The 15,743-nt window shown below is 67.4% G+C and carries 15 protein-coding genes; 6 read left to right on the forward strand and 9 right to left on the reverse strand.

The features are described from left to right. Positions 1 to 232: 232 nt before the first annotated feature. The 3 genes from CFB47_RS32375 (at position 233) to CFB47_RS32385 (ending at position 3,363) form a co-directional block, all read left to right on the forward strand. Positions 233 to 1,507 carry a NupC/NupG family nucleoside CNT transporter gene (locus tag CFB47_RS32375; RefSeq protein WP_089443802.1) on the forward strand — a complete coding sequence of 425 codons (1,275 nt, stop codon included), beginning with the start codon at positions 233 to 235 and terminating at the stop codon, positions 1,505 to 1,507. A 38-nt stretch (positions 1,508 to 1,545) separates the two neighbouring features. Further along, positions 1,546 to 2,862: a thymidine phosphorylase gene (gene deoA, locus CFB47_RS32380; RefSeq protein ID WP_089463629.1), complete on the forward strand. Its 1,317-nt coding sequence runs from the start codon at positions 1,546 to 1,548 to the stop codon at positions 2,860 to 2,862. Between the two features lie 111 nt (positions 2,863 to 2,973). Continuing rightward, a complete protein-coding gene (locus CFB47_RS32385; RefSeq protein WP_089463630.1) occupies positions 2,974 to 3,363 on the forward strand; it encodes a cytidine deaminase in 390 nt (129 codons plus the stop codon). A 34-nt stretch (positions 3,364 to 3,397) separates the two neighbouring features. On the opposite strand, the gene CFB47_RS32390 is transcribed toward CFB47_RS32385, so the two are convergent. From CFB47_RS32390 to CFB47_RS41895, 5 genes are all read right to left on the reverse strand, one after another. After that, a complete protein-coding gene (locus CFB47_RS32390) occupies positions 3,398 to 4,513 on the reverse strand; it encodes an aromatic ring-hydroxylating dioxygenase subunit alpha (RefSeq protein ID WP_089443805.1) in 1,116 nt (371 codons plus the stop codon). A gap of 248 nt (positions 4,514 to 4,761) precedes the next feature. Then, a complete protein-coding gene (msrA, locus tag CFB47_RS32395) occupies positions 4,762 to 5,457 on the reverse strand; it encodes a peptide-methionine (S)-S-oxide reductase MsrA (protein ID WP_089463631.1) in 696 nt (231 codons plus the stop codon). A 123-nt stretch (positions 5,458 to 5,580) separates the two neighbouring features. Beyond that, a complete protein-coding gene (locus CFB47_RS32400; protein WP_089463632.1) occupies positions 5,581 to 7,458 on the reverse strand; it encodes a cytochrome c biogenesis protein DipZ in 1,878 nt (625 codons plus the stop codon). A 37-nt stretch (positions 7,459 to 7,495) separates the two neighbouring features. Next, positions 7,496 to 8,026, reverse strand: coding sequence for a peptide-methionine (R)-S-oxide reductase MsrB (gene msrB, locus CFB47_RS32405; protein ID WP_089463633.1), 531 nt, complete (start codon positions 8,024 to 8,026; stop codon positions 7,496 to 7,498). A gap of 216 nt (positions 8,027 to 8,242) precedes the next feature. Next, on the reverse strand, positions 8,243 to 8,374 hold the full coding sequence (locus CFB47_RS41895) for a hypothetical protein (protein ID WP_256946804.1): 132 nt from the start codon (positions 8,372 to 8,374) through the stop codon (positions 8,243 to 8,245). Here CFB47_RS41895 and CFB47_RS32410 point away from each other — a divergent pair. The 3 genes from CFB47_RS32410 to CFB47_RS32420 all read left to right on the forward strand — a co-directional run bounded on the left by CFB47_RS32410 (position 8,364) and on the right by CFB47_RS32420 (position 9,875). Beyond that, positions 8,364 to 8,669, forward strand: a complete 306-nt coding sequence (locus CFB47_RS32410) for a hypothetical protein (RefSeq protein ID WP_218829435.1) — start codon at positions 8,364 to 8,366, stop codon at positions 8,667 to 8,669. The two genes, CFB47_RS41895 and CFB47_RS32410, sit on opposite strands and share 11 nt — an antisense overlap. 122 nt (positions 8,670 to 8,791) lie before the next feature. After that, positions 8,792 to 9,328, forward strand: coding sequence for a DUF4189 domain-containing protein (locus CFB47_RS32415; protein WP_089463634.1), 537 nt, complete (start codon positions 8,792 to 8,794; stop codon positions 9,326 to 9,328). Positions 9,329 to 9,347: 19 nt separating this feature from the next. Then, positions 9,348 to 9,875, forward strand: coding sequence for a DUF4189 domain-containing protein (locus tag CFB47_RS32420; protein WP_089463635.1), 528 nt, complete (start codon positions 9,348 to 9,350; stop codon positions 9,873 to 9,875). Between the two features lie 61 nt (positions 9,876 to 9,936). Here the strand turns inward: CFB47_RS32420 and CFB47_RS32425 are convergent, their stop codons facing one another. The 4 genes from CFB47_RS32425 to CFB47_RS32440 form a co-directional block, all read right to left on the reverse strand. Next, on the reverse strand, positions 9,937 to 10,743 hold the full coding sequence (locus CFB47_RS32425; RefSeq protein WP_089463636.1) for an oxidoreductase: 807 nt from the start codon (positions 10,741 to 10,743) through the stop codon (positions 9,937 to 9,939). A gap of 37 nt (positions 10,744 to 10,780) precedes the next feature. Beyond that, positions 10,781 to 13,921 carry an efflux RND transporter permease subunit gene (locus tag CFB47_RS32430; protein WP_089463637.1) on the reverse strand — a complete coding sequence of 1,047 codons (3,141 nt, stop codon included), beginning with the start codon at positions 13,919 to 13,921 and terminating at the stop codon, positions 10,781 to 10,783. After that, a complete protein-coding gene (locus CFB47_RS32435; protein WP_089463638.1) occupies positions 13,918 to 15,036 on the reverse strand; it encodes an efflux RND transporter periplasmic adaptor subunit in 1,119 nt (372 codons plus the stop codon). Before CFB47_RS32435 ends, CFB47_RS32430 begins: the two co-directional genes overlap by 4 nt. Before the next feature lie 82 nt (positions 15,037 to 15,118). Beyond that, positions 15,119 to 15,736, reverse strand: coding sequence for a TetR/AcrR family transcriptional regulator (locus CFB47_RS32440; RefSeq protein ID WP_089443812.1), 618 nt, complete (start codon positions 15,734 to 15,736; stop codon positions 15,119 to 15,121). Between the last annotated feature and the right edge of the window lie 7 nt (positions 15,737 to 15,743).

The raw sequence follows: 15,743 nt of genomic DNA on the forward strand, positions 1-15,743 counted from the left end.
ACGCCAATGCGCTCAATATTTGGGACGGATGGAGCGTGATCGCGCCTTTCCGATCTCCAGGTACATAGAACAACTGAGCAAATCAACGCAACACGCGATGTCGCGCAAATGCGACCATTTTGTTTGCGTTGTCGACGTGCATGCCCGCGAGTAATATCCACCGACGGCGTTGCGCAGGCGTGCCGGGCCGCCCGCCGAACAATCCAACAACATTGAGAGCAAGGAGTACGAGGTGGATATTCTGCGCAGTCTCCTGGGTATGCTGTTCCTGCTGCTGGTGGCCTATCTGCTGTCGAACAACCGGCGCGCGGTGAGCGGCCGGACCCTGATCGCGGCGCTGTGCACGCAGCTGGCGATCGGTGCACTGGTGCTGTTCGTGCCGGTGGGCCGTGCGGTGCTGGCGGGCGCCGCGAACGGCGTCAATCGCGTGCTCGACATGGGCAATCACGGCATCGCATTCGTATTCGGTGGGCTCGTCGACAGCCGGATGTTCCAGCTGTTCGGCGACGGCGGGTTCGTGTTCGGCCTGCGCGTGCTGCCGATGATCATCTTCGTGACCGCGCTGATCGCGGTGCTGTACTACATCGGCGTGATGAAGTGGATCGTCGCGATCCTCGGCGCGGCGCTCGCGAAAGTGCTCGGCGTGAGCCGCATCGAGGCGTGCTCGGCGGTGGCGACGATCTTTCTCGGGCAAAGCGAGATGCCCGCGCTCGTGAAGCCGTTCGTGCGGAACATGACGAGCGCCGAGATCTTTACGGTGATGGCGAGCGGCATGGCGTCGGTCGCGGGGTCGGTGCTGGTCGGCTACGCCGGCCTCGGCGTGCGGATGGAATACCTGCTCGCCGCGTCGTTCATGGCGGTGCCGGGCGGGCTGCTGTTCGGCAAGCTGCTGTATCCGACGGTCGAGCCGAGTCGCGTCGTGGTCGACGGGCTCGACTTCGACGACAAGCGGGCCGCCAACGTGATCGAGGCGGCGGCGTCCGGCGCGTCGGTCGGGCTGCGGATCGCGATCAACGTCGGCGCGATGCTGATCGCGTTCGTCGGCCTCATCGCGCTGATGAACCTGATCGTCGGCGGCGTGGCCGCGTTCGTGGGCTTTCCGCAGATCACGCTGGTGGGTATCATCGGCCACCTGTTCGCGCCGCTCGCGTGGATCATCGGCGTGCCGTGGCACGACGCGGCGCTGGCCGGCAACTTCATCGGCGAGAAACTGATCTTCAACGAGTTCGTCGCGTATGGCGACCTGTCGCCGTACCTGAAGGGCGGCGAGCACGTCGCGGCCGCCGGCCTGCAGGTGCTCGACCCGAAGACGCTCGCGATCGTGTCGTTCGCGCTGTGCGGCTTCGCGAACTTCTCGTCGATCGCGATTCTCGCGGGCGGCTTCAGCGCGGTCGCGCCCGAGCGCCGCTCGGAAGTCGCGCGGCACGGCCTGCGCGCATTGACGGCCGCGACGCTGTCGAACCTGATGAGCGCCGCGATCGCCGGCCTGTTCTTTTCCCTGCATTGAGCCCGCAGCGGCCATCGATTGATCGAGGAGAGGCAACGATGTTCTTACCGCAGGAATTCATTCGCCGGAAGCGCGACGGCCAGCCGCTCGATCGCGACGGGATCGCCGCGTTCGTGCGCGGCGTGACCGACGGCAGCGTGACCGAGGGTCAGGTGGCCGCGTTCGCGATGGCCGTGTATTTCAACGACCTGAGCACCGACGAGCGCGTCGCGCTGACGCTCGCGCAGCGCGACTCGGGCGACGTGCTCGACTGGCGCGCGCTGGATCTCGACGGGCCGGTGATCGACAAGCATTCGACCGGCGGCGTCGGCGATGTCGTGTCGCTGATGCTCGGGCCGATGGTGGCCGCGTGCGGCGGCTACGTACCGATGATCTCGGGGCGGGGGCTCGGACACACCGGCGGCACGCTCGACAAGCTGAGCGCGATTCCCGGCTACAACGTGGCGCCCGACACGGACGCGTTTCGCCGCACGGTGCGCGACGTCGGCGTCGCGATCATCGGGCAGACCGCGCGGCTGGCGCCCGCCGACATGCGCATCTATGCGATTCGCGACGTGACGGCGACCGTCGAGTCGGTCGCGATGATCACCGCATCGATCCTGTCGAAGAAGCTCGCGGCCGGGCTCGACGGGCTCGTGATGGACGTCAAGGTCGGCTCCGGCGCCTTCATGCCGACCGCCGAGAAATCGGCGGAGCTGGCGCGCAGCATCGTCGACGTCGGCAACGGCGCCGGGATGAAGACGACCGCGATCCTCACCGACATGAACCAGTCGCTCGCGCCGTGCGCGGGCAATGCACTCGAAGTGGTGTGCGCGATCGACTATTTGACGGGCGAGTCGCGCCCGGCGCGCCTGCATGAGGTCACGATGGCGCTTTCCGCTGAGCTGCTCGTCACCGGCGGGCTGGCACGCGACGTCGCAGAAGCGCGCGCGAAGTTGCAGCAGGCGCTCGATACGGGTGCGGCAGCGGAACGCTTCGCGAGGATGGTCACGGCGCTCGGCGGCCCTGCGGACCTGATCGACGCACCTGCGCGTCATCTCGCGCGGGCGGAGGTGATCGTGCCGGTTCCGGCGCGCACGAGCGGCGTGGTGCAGCGCGTCGATTGCCGCGCGCTCGGGCTCGCGGTCGTCGCGCTCGGCGGCGGCCGCACGCGCGCGGCGGACGCGATCGACTACAGTGTCGGCCTGACGGCGCTCGCGGAGATCGGGCAGCGTGTCGAGGCCGGCGAGCCGCTCGGCTACGTGCATGCCCGTGACGCCGCAGCCGCCGCGCACGCGGTGGACGCGCTCCAGCGCAGCTACGTGCTGGGCGAAACCGGTGATGCGCCGCCGACCATTTATCAGCAGATCGGCTGAGCAAGCACCGACAGGCACAGGCGATCACTTCGCTTGACGTCACGGGTGTATCGCGACGGTCGTGGCTTGGTCGCGCCGATACCTCCCGCACACAATCGAGGGTATGACGAGATGGAACGAAACGAACTGATCGACGCGGCGAAGGCGGCGCGCGAACGCGCGTATGCGCCGTATTCGCGCTTCAAGGTCGGCGCGGCGCTGCAGGCGCGCGACGGGACGGTTTTTCACGGCTGCAACGTCGAGAACGCGTCCTACGGACTCTGCAATTGTGCGGAACGCACGGCGATGTTTTCGGCCATCGCCGCCGGTTATCGTCCGGGGGATTTCACGCGGCTCGCGGTGGTGGGCGACACGGACGGCCCGATCGCGCCGTGCGGCGCGTGCCGTCAGGTGATCATCGAGATCGGCACGCCCGACATCGAAGTGATCCTGGCCAACCTGAACGGGGCCGTCGAGGTCACGACGGCCCATGCATTGCTGCCGGGCGCGTTCCGGTTGTAACGGCGCGCGCTTCTCGAGTCACGCGCCGCCCGCATCACGCACCGTCGCGCGCGTCGCGGATCGGGATCACCGTGCGTGCGCCGCACTGGCGCAGCAGGTCGCGCAGCTCATTGATGACCGGAAACACCTCGTGGTTCCAGTCGGCGCCCTGGGCGTCGTGCGCTTCCTGCTCGCGCTCGACGATCCAGCGATCCTCGCGGAAGATGCGCTCGGTGAACCAGACGAGCAGCGGCCACGCGAGATCGAGCGCGAACGGGATGCCGGGCTTGTGGATCGACAGCAGTCCGAACGTGCGGTTGGTGCGCTGCTCGGCGTCGAGCGGCACGTAGACGATCCACAGGTCCATCACGAGCGTCCCTTCGCTCGAGCGGATCTGCAGTGTCTGGTACGGGTAGCCGGTGCGCACCGTCATCACGCTCTTGTCGGACTGGTCGGCCGGCTTCTTGCTGGCGCCGAACACGAGCGCTTCGCCCACCGGCTGCTTGCCTTCCATCCGCGCGAACGTGTAGTCGACCTCGACCCAGTCGTCGCCGCGGCGCCGGCCCACCGAGCGCGCGCGCATCTGCCCCATCTGCTTGCGATGCAGGAACTGATGGTTCATGTCCATCAGGTTCTCGTGCATGAACGAGTAGTGGCACTTGACCTCGCGGCCGAAGCGGCGCGTCTTGTATGCGCGGTTGTCCGCCGATTCGAGCGCGGGGAACGGCCGGGTATCGGCGAGCGTCGCATCGCCCGGGAACACGAAGATCAGCCCGTGCGCTTCGCGGCACGGATACGCACGCACGCCGTTGGGCAGCCGCTCGCGGCCGAGGTACGGCACGTCGACGCAGCGGCCGCTGTCGCACGCGTAGGTCCAGCCGTGATAGCAGCAGCGCAGTGTCTCGCCGCTCACGACGCCTGCGTGCAGCGGCACCTGGCGGTGCGCGCAACGATCCTCGAGCGCATACACGGCGCCGGATTCGGTGCGCACGAGCACGATCGGATCGCCGGCGAAGCGCACGCCGAGCGTCTTGCCGCGTTTCAGCTCGCGCGACCACGCGAGCGGATACCAGTGATCGGGATGAATCGGCACGCGGCGCAGGTCGCGCACGGCCGCGCCGGAAGAGGGTTCTCCAAGGATGCCGCTGTCAGGAATGGGCACTGCGCGCATGCGTGACGTCTCCAGGCTGAACAGGGATTCCGGGCGCCGCATGATGCGGCGGGGATCTGGAGAAGTCTACGCGAAGTTGCCGGTCGCGGCGGACGCGATGCGGGTTTGCCCCGGCACGGCGGTCGCGGTGTCGTTGATGCAGCGCAAACCGGGTCGAAGGCGGCGCGCACGTGGCCAGCGGTGGCCGCACGGGCACAGGCCGCGCGGCGGGCACCACGCCGTCACCCCGTCACGCGGCCGCTTGCCGGTCACGAGCGCGCATCGCGCCACAGTACCGCGTCGGTGCGGTACAGCGCCGGGAAGTGCTGCTTCAGCCCGGTGATCTTCGGCATGTCGTTGTACGCGATGTACGGCGCGTCGGGGTGCAGTTCGAGGTAGTTCTGGTGATACGCCTCGGCCGGATAGAACCCCTTGTAGTCCTCGACGCGCGTGACGACGGGCGCCGGAAACACGTGCGCGGTGCCGAGCTGCGCGATGTACGCGGTCGCGACCGCGCGTTGCTGCGCAGTGGTCGGAAAGATCGCCGACCGGTACTGCGACCCTTCGTCGGGGCCCTGCCGGTTGAGCTCGGTCGGGTCGTGCGCGACCGAGAAGAACACCTGTAGCAGCCGGCCGTACGTGATCTGCGTCGGGTCGTAGACGATGCGCACCGATTCGGCGTGCCCGGTCAGCCCCGAGCCGACGAGCGCGTAGTGCGCGGTTTCGGACGCGCCGCCCGCATAGCCGGCCGTGACCTGCTTCACGCCCTTCACGTGCTCGAACACGCCCTGCACGCCCCAGAAGCAGCCGCCGGCGAGCACGGCCGTCTCGTCGTGCGAGGCGCCGGGTGTTTCGTCGAGCGCCGGCGCGGGCACGGTGCGCATCGGCTCGGCGGAATTGACGATGCGCTGGTAGCCGAACACGGCGGCGGCCGCGACGGCGATGGCGCCGATGCGGCGCAGCATCGCCGTGCGCCGTTGCGGTGCCGGGCTGCGGGAGGAGGGGATGTTCACGGTGTGCTCCTTCGAAAGGCGGTGTGGGAAGCGGGTGGCCCGGACGCGGCGCCGGTGCGCCGCGTCCTGCCGGGATCAGCCGAACGTGAACGCATACGCATTCACGCCGGGATCGAGAAACTCGATTGAGAACGTGCGGTCGGCGATCGCGCCGGGCTGCCGGACCAGCTGGTACAGGCGCTGCCCGGTCACGGTGCCGTAGCCTTGCGCATCGACGTCGCTGCCGTGCGCGGCACCGGGCGCCGCGCCGTCGAGCGTCACGCGAAAGCGCACCGGCTTGCCGTCCTCGCCGGGGCCCAGCACCAGGTGCAGGTCGCGTGCGTGGAAGCGATAGACGATGCGGCCGGCCGGCGCCGCGAGCGTCGCGCGTTCGGCGCCGACCTGCCACATGCCGGCGAGGCCCCAGTCGTTGAGATCGGGCTGGGCCGGCTCGGCGTAGTGGTACGCCGCGTCGCGCACCACCCCGCCCGGCGACATGAAAGCCTCGGCGCGTGCGTAGCCGACGTAGGTCTCGGGCGAGCGGACGTCCGCGCTGTCGGCCGCGGCGAGCGCCCCCTTCGCGGGCGCACCGGCGAGCCCGATCGGCACGTTCAGTGCTTCCGGATGGCCGGCCTCGGCGAGCAGCGACTGGATCGCGCGCTCCGATTCCGCGTATTCGCCTTCGCCGAAGTGGTGGCGGCGCACGCGCCCCTGCGCGTCGACGAAGTAGTGTGCGGGCCAGTATTCGTTGTTGAACGCGCGCCAGATCGTGAAGCGGTTGTCGATCGCGACCGGGAAGTCGATGCCGAGGTCGTGCACGGCTTTCTTCACGTTGCCGATGTCGCGCTCGAACGCGAACTCGGGTGCGTGCACACCGATCACGACGAGCCCGTACGGCGCGTACTTGCGCGCCCAGGCAGTCGTATACGGCAGTGTGCGCAGGCAGTTGATGCACGAATACGTCCAGAAATCGACCAGCACGACCTTGCCGCGCAGGCTGGCCGCCGTCAGCGGCGGCGAGTTCAGCCACTGCACCGCGCCGTCGAGCGACGGCAGCGTGCCTTCGACGGGCAGTGCGGCCGGCGCATGCGTCGTCTCCACCGCGCGCATCATTGCGCCGCCGGCGATCGGCCCGCCGTTGGCTTGCGCGCTCTCGGCAGCCGCGGCCATCATCGCGCCGCCGTTCGCGTTGTCGGCGGCATTGCCGGTGGTGGCCATTGCCGCCGGTGCGCCCGGTGCGCCATTCGAACGCCCGCCGAGCCGGTCGACGAGCTTCGTCTCGAGCCCGCCCGTCGTGACGGTCGACAGCTGCGCGAGCGCACCCGTATCGAGGCCGAGCGCGATCGCGCCGACGCCGGCCAGCAGCGCCACGCCGATCCCGCGCTTGATCCATTCGCCGGCGCCGAGCGAGCGCTTCATCGCGGCGAACACCTTGCCGCCGATCACGAGCGCGACGCCGAGCGACGTCGCCGCGCCGGCCGCATACGCGACCAGCAGCAGCGTCGTGCCGACGCTGGCGCCGCGCAGCGCGGCCCCGGTCAGCACGAGCCCGAGGATCGGGCCCGCGCACGGCGCCCACAGCAGCCCGGTCGCGACGCCGAGCAGCAGCGACGACGCGGGGCCGGCCGGGCGGCCGTCGCGTTGCGCGAAGCCGGTGAGCCGGTTGCCGGCGGCGACGAGCGGGCGCGTCAGGTGTTCCGCGAGGCGCGGCATCAGCAGGGTCAGGCCGAAGATCGCGAGCAGCACGATCGCGACCCAGCGGCCGGCCTGGTTGGCCTGCGCGACCCAGCCGCCGCCGACGGCGGCGAGCGTCGCGACGACGGCGAACGTGAGCGCCATGCCGACCAGCAGCGGCAGGCCGCTGCGGACGAACGGCTGGTCGGCGCGCGCGAACACGAACGGCAGCACGGGCAGGATGCACGGGCTCAGGATCGTGAGCACGCCGCCGAGGTAGGCAAGGACGATGAGCAGCATGGTGCGTTCTCCAGTCGGTCGGGAGTTCGGGGCCGGATCAGGCGGCGGCGGGGTGGAAGGTGAGCGCGAGGCCGTTCATGCAGTAGCGCAGGCCGGTCGGTTGCGGACCGTCGTCGAACACGTGGCCGAGATGGCCGCCGCAGCGGCGGCAGTGCACTTCGGTGCGGACCATCCCGAACGATGCGTCGGTGTTCGTGGCGACCGCGTGGTCGAGCGGCTTCCAGAAGCTCGGCCAGCCCGTATGGCTGTCGAACTTGGTGGCCGACGAGAACAGCGCGAGGGCGCAGCCGGCGCACGCGAACGTGCCTTGCCGGTGCTCGTCGTTCAGCGGGCTGGTGTACGGCCGCTCGGTGCCGGCTTCGCGCAGGACCGCGTACTGGGCGGGCGTGAGCCGGCGATGCCATTCGGCATCGCTGAGGGTGACTTCAAAAGGGGCGGCAGTCTGCGGGGTGGTCGGCGATGCGGCGAACGCACGGCCGACCAGCGCGCGGCGGCCGACGGACGACAGCGTCGCGAGCACGGCGAGGCCGGTGGCGCCGGCGAACAGCAGATGTCTGCGGGTGGGCATGATGGGCTCCTGGCGGCAGGTCCTGAAAATATGCGCCCATCGTAGTCAGCGGCCGGTGTCGAAGTCCTCACGGAAAGTTAAATGAATTGTGATGTCTCAGGTGTTTCGTGGGGATCTGCTGGAATCCGTCGAAGCTCCAATGGGCAAGGGCCTTTGAGCGGGTGAGCCGCCGATATTTACCGAGTACCGGTTCGCGCCGCGATTTTTAGTGTTTTTTTAGTGTTCGTAGCGTTGCGCAGTGAATCCGGACTTTGGCTTGCCGATCAAATCGGACTGGGGAATGAACGTTGTTTGACTGCGGTCGCGAATCACGCCGAGCGCTGAGCCGCCCGAGCCCATGTCGGACATCGCCATCTTCGACTCGCACTGCGCTCGCGCCTGCCTCGACAACCAAGGTGACTTTGCCTACGCTCCGTATGGGTTGGACATCCTGGAAGGATTGGTCGGCGCATGCAACAAGCTAAAGGCTCGGGCCACGACGGATAAGGCTGCGAATGCCCCGAGCAATGTCGCCTATGCAGGCCTCGCCGGGGAGCAAACCGAAGTCGCCAGAAAGCCGCTCGGCATCCCTGCCAAGACGAAGGCAGAGGACATTGAGATACTGGCCACGCTCAGGGAAAGCGAACAGGAGCGGCTCGCCTAGGTACAATTTGGCTCGCGATTTCGTCGCACGTTGTTGTGTGACGACCGCTAAAAGCTGTCACGTCCACTACACCTATTGCAGCCTTCCGATCAGGACACAGTAGATGGATTCCGAGGCCCAACATGCTTGCTCTCAATCAAGGTTGTCCCAAGATTCTCTTGCTACTGCTGGTTTTGTCGTTCGTGCTATGCCATCACTTACCTGCGCGGGCGCAGGTCGCTTGCCCTCCGGGGATGATTCCCTACGGCACCGGCGCTAACCAAAGTGTCTGCGGGGCGGATCCGGGTTATCAATCGCCGTCGATACCGGCTCCGCAGCCGCAGGCACCCCCTGTCAAATGGGCTTCCCGTTGGGGTGCCGTCGCGACCGATGGCCATCGCGGAACCCTGGGTGTGGCCTCCGATATGTCGAGCCAAAGCTCCGCCGAGAAGCAAGCCATGAAGGACTGTAAAGACAAAGGTGGGGAGCAGTGTGTTCTAGATGTTTCGTATGGAAATAGCTGCGTTGCCATGATTGTGGGCGATCGCGGCTACAGCGTTAAGACTGGAAGAACAACTGAAGAGGCCATCGGATTTGCGGCCAAATCCTGCAGCGCCTCCGGCGATAACTGCCGTCGCGTCTATTACACCAATTGCAGTCTTGCGATCAGAACACAGTAGACGGATTCCGAGGCCCAGCATGCTTATTCTCAATCGACGTAGTCTCAAGATTCTTCTGGTGCTTCTGGCTTTGTCGTTCTCACTATTCAATCACTTCACCGCGCGGGCGCAGGTCGCTTGCCCTCCTGGGATGATTCCCTACGGCACCGGCACCGATCAAAGTGTCTGCGGGGCGGATCCGAGTTATCAATCGCCGTCGACTCCGCCACCCCCGCTCGTGAAGTGGGCCGAGCGATGGGGGGCCATCGCAACCTATGAGCCGGCCGGCGTTTTGGGTCAAGCCACCGGCATGGCGAGCAAGTCCGATGCTGTAAACACCGCCATGAATGAGTGCCGGAAACGAGGCGGCGGCTCCAACTGCAAGCTGGATATCTGGTACAGCAATCAGTGCGTGGCAATGGTGGTCAGCGATAAGGGCTATAACACTTCCACAGGCGTGACAACGGATTTTGCCGCCCAAAAGGGCATGAAGACATGCACCGCTTCGGGTGATCCGAACTGCCATGTGTATTACTCCGCTTGCAGCATGCCGGAGCGGATTCAGTAAATTAGAACGAAGCAGCCTTGGGTATGAACCGCGCTCAAGACTGTTCCGTCGGCCCGCCGTGTCACGCGAGATGGAATTTCTTCCGCAGGCTCGCATCGACCGGGCCGGCCGGCATGAAGCGCCGCAACTTGCGCAGCAGCGACGCCTCGCCGTTGGGTGTATGCCGCATCCGCCACGCGCCGAGCGCCGCGTCGACGATCGTGGCGGCCACGCCCTCGGGGGGCGGCGCGGTTTTCACGCTATCGACGACGGCGCGCGACGCAAGCGTGCGCTCGCGGTCGTAATCGGCAATCGGCGTGCTTGCCTGCGGCGCATTGACGTCCAGGTTGGTCCGCGTAAACGACGGCTCGACCAGCGTCGCGCGAATGCCGAACTGGCGCAGCTCGTGATCGAGCGATTCGGTCAAACCTTCCACCGCATGTTTGGATGCCGAATAAAGCCCCATGTACGGCGCCGGCAGGAAGCCGAGCACCGAGCTGACATTGACGATCCGGCCGCGCCGTTGCGCCCGCATGTGCGGAAGCACCGCATGGGTCGTACGCATGATGCTGAATACGTTGGTGTCGAACAGGGCCGCTGCCTCGTCCACCGACGTTTCCTCCACCGCGCCGATCAGGCTCGTGCCCGCATTGTTCACGAGCACGTCGATACGTGCGGCGCGGTCGATGATCGTCTGGACTCCGGATCGAACGGATGCGTCGTCACGCACGTCCATCTCGATCAGCTCGACGCCGGCAACCGGCGCCGTTCGCGTGATGCTGCGCACGGTACCGAACACGCGGCACCCGCGTTTGGCGAATTGTTCTGCGGCGACGCGCCCGATGCCCGACGAAACGCCGGTCACGACGACAACGGTGGAATTCGACATGGCTGTTTCCTTCGATACGGTGAATGGGGCGGAGTAATCAATCGCGCGCGTCCAGCGCGGGCAGAAGTGCGGTCTCGCCGGGCGCTGCCGGTTCATGGCCGCCGTGGCGCGCGGCGGCGGACTGACCCGGCCGGATCCTGAACCAAATCGCATACATCGCCGGTAGGAACACGAGCGTGAGGACCGTCCCGGCGAACGTGCCGCCGATCAGCGTGTACGCAAGCGTGCCCCAGAACACCGAATGCGTGAGCGGAATGAACGCGAGCACGGCCGCCATCGCGGTGAGAATCACCGGGCGCGCCCGCTGCACGGTCGCTTCGACGACCGCGTGGAACGGATCCAGCCCCGCCTGTTCGTTCTGGTGAATCTGGCCGATCAGGATCAACGTGTTGCGCATCAGGATCCCCGACAGCGCGATGAGTCCGACCAGCGCATTGATGCCGAACGGCTGCCCGAACAGGATCAGCGTCGGCACCACGCCGATCAGGCCGAGCGGGCTCGTCATGAACACCATCACCATCGCGGAGATCGAGCGCACCTGGAAGATGATGATGACGAGCGTGACCGCCAGCATGATCGGGAAGAGCGGCAGCATCGCCTTCGTGGCCTTGCCGGATTCCTCGATGGAGCCGGCCTCCTCGATTCGATAGCCGCTCGGCAGCGCGGCGACGATCGGCTGAAGCTGCTTCGTGATCGCAGCCGACACGTCCGGCGGCTGCAGGCCGTCGGCGATGTCGCCGCGCACCGTGAGCGTCGGCACGCGGTCGCGCCAGCGCATGATCGGCTCCTCCATCCGCACGTCGACCTTGCCGACCTGCGACAGCGGGATGCGCTGCCCGTTCGCGCCGGCGAGCGTGAAGTCGTCGAGCCGCGCCGGGTCGAGCCGCGTGTCGCCGCCCGAGCGCGCGATCACCTGTACGGTCCGGATATCCTCGCGCACCGCGGTAACGGGCACCCCGGTCAGCAGGAACTGCAGTTGCTGCGCGACCGCACTGGAGGTCAGCCCGACTGCCTGCAGGCGGTCCTGCTGCAACGTGAAGTGCAGCGTCGGCGCGCGCGTGCCCCAGTCGGCATTGACCGTGCGCATCATCGGGCTGCCGTTCATCACACGCTCGACATCCGTCGCGATGCCGCGCAGCGTGTCCGGATCGGGGCCCGTGATCCGGTAGGCCACCGGGAACGGCGAATACGGACCGAACACGAGCTGCGTCACGCGCACTTGCGCTTCGGGCGCGAGGCCGTCGGCGATGGCGCGCCGCAGCCGCGCCTTCAACGCGTCGCGCTCGTCCTGACTGTCCGTGCGGATCACGATCTTCGCGAACGACGGATCGGGCAGCTCCGGCCCCATCGCCAGATAAAAACGCGGCGCGCCCTGGCCGACGTACGCGGTGACGATCCTCGCTTCCTTTTGCTTCGCGAGCCACGCCTCGACCTTCGACGTGGCGGCGCTCGTTTGCGAAATCGACGTGCCGTACGGCATCTGCACCTCGATCAGCACCTCGGGGCGATCGGAGATCGGGAAAAACTGCTTCTTGACGATCGCCATGCCGAGAATCGCGAGCACGAAGAGGGCGACGACCGACCCGGCGACGAGCCATTTGCGGGCGATCACGCGCGTCAGCAGTTGCCGGAAGCGGTTGTAGCGGGGCGTGTCGTAGATCGCATCGTGGCCGCCTTCGAACTTCTTGAAGTTCGGCAGCATCTTCACGCCGAGGTACGGCGTGAACGCGACGGCGACGACCCACGATGCGATCAGCGCGATCCCGACGATCCAGAACATGTTGCTGGTGTATTCGCCCGCGGTGGAGCGTGCGAAGCCGTTCGGCATGAAGCCGACCGCGGTGACCAGCGTGCCGGCCAGCATCGGCGCGGCCGTATGGCTCCACGCATACGCCGACGCGGCCACGCGGTCGTAGCCTTCCTCCATCTTCACGACCATCATTTCGATCGCGATGATCGCGTCGTCGACCAGCAGCCCGAGCGCGAGGATCAGCGAGCCGAGCGTGATGCGGTCGAAGTTCTTGCCGGTGGCGGCCATCACGACGAACACCACGGCCAGCGTCAGCGGCACGGCCGCGGCGACGACGAGGCCCACGCGCCAGCCCATGCTGACGAAGCTCACCAGCATCACGACGAGCAGTGCGGCGAAGAACTTGACCATGAACTCGTCGACGGCGGAGCTGATGTTCACGGACTGGTCGGTGACCTTGGTCAGGCTCATGCCGAGCGGCAGCGCCGCGTTGATCGCACCGACTTCCCGGTCCAGCGCGCGGCCGAGCTCGAGCCCGTTCCAGCCGTCGCGCATCACGACCCCTAGTAGCAGCGCGGGTTCGCCGTTGTTGCGAATCAGGAACGTGGACGGATCTTCGTAGCCGCGCTCGACGGTCGCGATGTCGGACAGTTTCAGCGTGCGGCCCTGTGCGACGATCGGCGTGTCGCGAATCTTCTGCAGCGTGTCGAACGCGCCGTCCACGCGAATGAAGATCTCCGGCCCGCGCGTCTCGACGGAGCCGGCCGGCGTCAGCAGGTTCTGGCCGTTGAGCGCGGCGAACACGTCCTGCGGGCTCACGCCGAGCGTCGCGAGCCGGTCGTGCGACAGCTGCACGTAGATGCGTTCCGCCTGTTCGCCGATGATGTCGACCTTCTTCACGCCCGTCACATGCAGCAGGCGCTGGCGCTGCGTCTCCGCATCGCGCACCAGCAGGCGCTGCGGTTCGCCCTTGGCCTTCAGTGCGAACAGCGCGAACGTGACGTCAGCGTATTCGTCGTTGACCAGCGGTCCGATCACGCCGGCCGGCAGATCGTTCGTCACGTCGCCGATCTTCTTGCGCGCCTGATAGAACTGCTCCTGCACCTCGGACGGCGGCGTGCTGTCGAGCAACGTCAGCGTCGTGAACGCGAGGCCGGGGCGCGTGTAGGTTTCGCTGCGGTCGTACCAGCGCAACTCTTGCATACGCTTTTCGATCTTTTCGGTAACCTGATCGTGCATTTCTTGCGCGGTCGCACCCGGCCACGCGGTGACGATGGTCATCACCTTGACGGTGAAGGCCGGATCCTCCGCGCGGCCGAGCTTGAAGAACGACACGAGCCCCGCGAGCGAAATCAGGCAGATCAGGAACAGCGTGACCGCGCGCTCGCGCACCGCGAGCGCCGACAGGTTGAAGCGGCGTTCGCTCACGGCCGTCCTCCTTCGCTCGCGAGCGTGGCGGCCGGTGCCGACACGCGGACCGCTTCGCCGTCATGCAGCAGCTGCGCGCCGAGCGCGACGACCCGCTCGCCTTGCCTGAGTGCGCCGGACACGCGTGCGCTGTCGTCATCCACATGCTCGACCGTGACCGGCCGCCATCCCACCTTGGCCGGCTCGCCTGCGACGACCCACACGCCGGGCCCTTTGCCCCCGTCCAGCAGCGCGCCGATCGGCACCTGCAGGCCGGCCTGCGGCGTCGCGCGTGCGTCGTCCGGCAGGCGGATCGTGACGGTCGCGCCCAGCGGCGCGGCGGCCAGCGGGCCTTGCAGCACGTAGCGCGCGTCGAACGTGCGCGTTCGCGCATCCGCGGTATCGGAGAGCTGGCGCAGCGTCGCGGGGACACTCGAGCCCGGCTTGCCGAACAGCTCGGCCTGCGCGACGGAGCCGACCGCGGGGCGCAGGGTTTCCGGCAACTGGATCACGGCTTCCCGGCTGCCGGCGTGCGCGAGCCGCACGACCGGCTGGCCGGCGCTGACGACCTGGCCGGGCTCCGCGAGCGTGTCCATCACGACGCCGTCGCCGTCCGCGACGAGTTCCGCATAGCCGGTCGCATTGCGCGCGACGCTGGCGTCGGCCTCGGCGGCGCTCAGCTGGGCTTGCGCGGCATCGGCCGCTGCCTTGACCTGGTCATAAGCGGAGGCCGATATCGCGCCGGTGCCGCGCAGGTCGCGGTAGCGCGCTTCGTCCTCGGCGGTCTGCCGCGCGCGTGCCCGTGCCGCGGCCACGGCTTCGTCGCGTGCGCGCGCCGCGAGTTTCAGGTCGACGGGATCGATCCGCATCAGCAACTGGCCGCGCCGGACGGTTTGCCCGGTATCGACGAGCCGCTCCAGCACCTTGCCGGACACCCGGAACCCGAGGTCGCTCTGCACCCGGGCGGCGACGGTGCCGGTAAAGGAGCGGAACGCGGGCGCGGCTGCCTGGACGATGGCGGTGCGCACGAGCGGCGCCTCCGTGCGCGGATCGGACGGCGCTTTTCCGCTGCAGGCGGCTAGCGCGAGGGGCAGTGCGGAAGCGACTGCGAGGAGAGCGAGGCGACGCCGAACCATGAAAGACCCACTGACGAAGTGATCGGGGCTTTCATTGTGTATCTAGTGACCAATATAGTCAATGGTCACAATCGATGCCGGTTCAAGGGGCGAGGCTGCGGAGCACCAGGCTCGACAGCTGCGCGGGCGCGGCATCGGTCGTGTCGAGGTTGTACTGCAGCAGCAGCGGATTCAGGTATGGCCGCATCACGAGGTAGATCGCCGTCGCGGTTTCGTCCAGCGGCGTCTTGCGCTCGAACTCGCCGCTTTGCCGGCCCGCCTGCAGCACCTCCTGCAGCAGTTGCTGCACGCGCGCCTCATAGGCCTGCACCGACTGCCAGTTGCCGGTGGCGGCCGACGCGGCGATGTCGTACAGCTTGCGGTCGCGGAAGAACAGCCGCAGGCTCGCTTCCGTAAAGACCTTGAACATGCGCCGCAGCTTTTCGGTGGGCCGTTCCGCTTCGGCGACGGCGGTGCGCACGTCGGTTTCGATTTCGTGCAGGCAGTTCGCGCAGATCATCTCGCCGATCGCCTGTTTCGACTCGAAGAACTTGTAGATATAGGCCTTCGAGAAACCGATGGACTTCGCGAGGTCGGACACGGTCGTCTTCTCGTAGCCATACCGGCTGAAGTGCTCGGTGGCGGCGGCCACGATCTGATCGCGCACGTCGTGATCGGCCGGGCCGCGCGCGGGCGCGGGGGAAGCGGTGTTTTCTTTCATGGATTGC

The organism is Burkholderia sp. AU27893, from assembly GCF_002223205.1.
Taxonomy (GTDB): Bacteria; Pseudomonadota; Gammaproteobacteria; order Burkholderiales; family Burkholderiaceae; genus Burkholderia.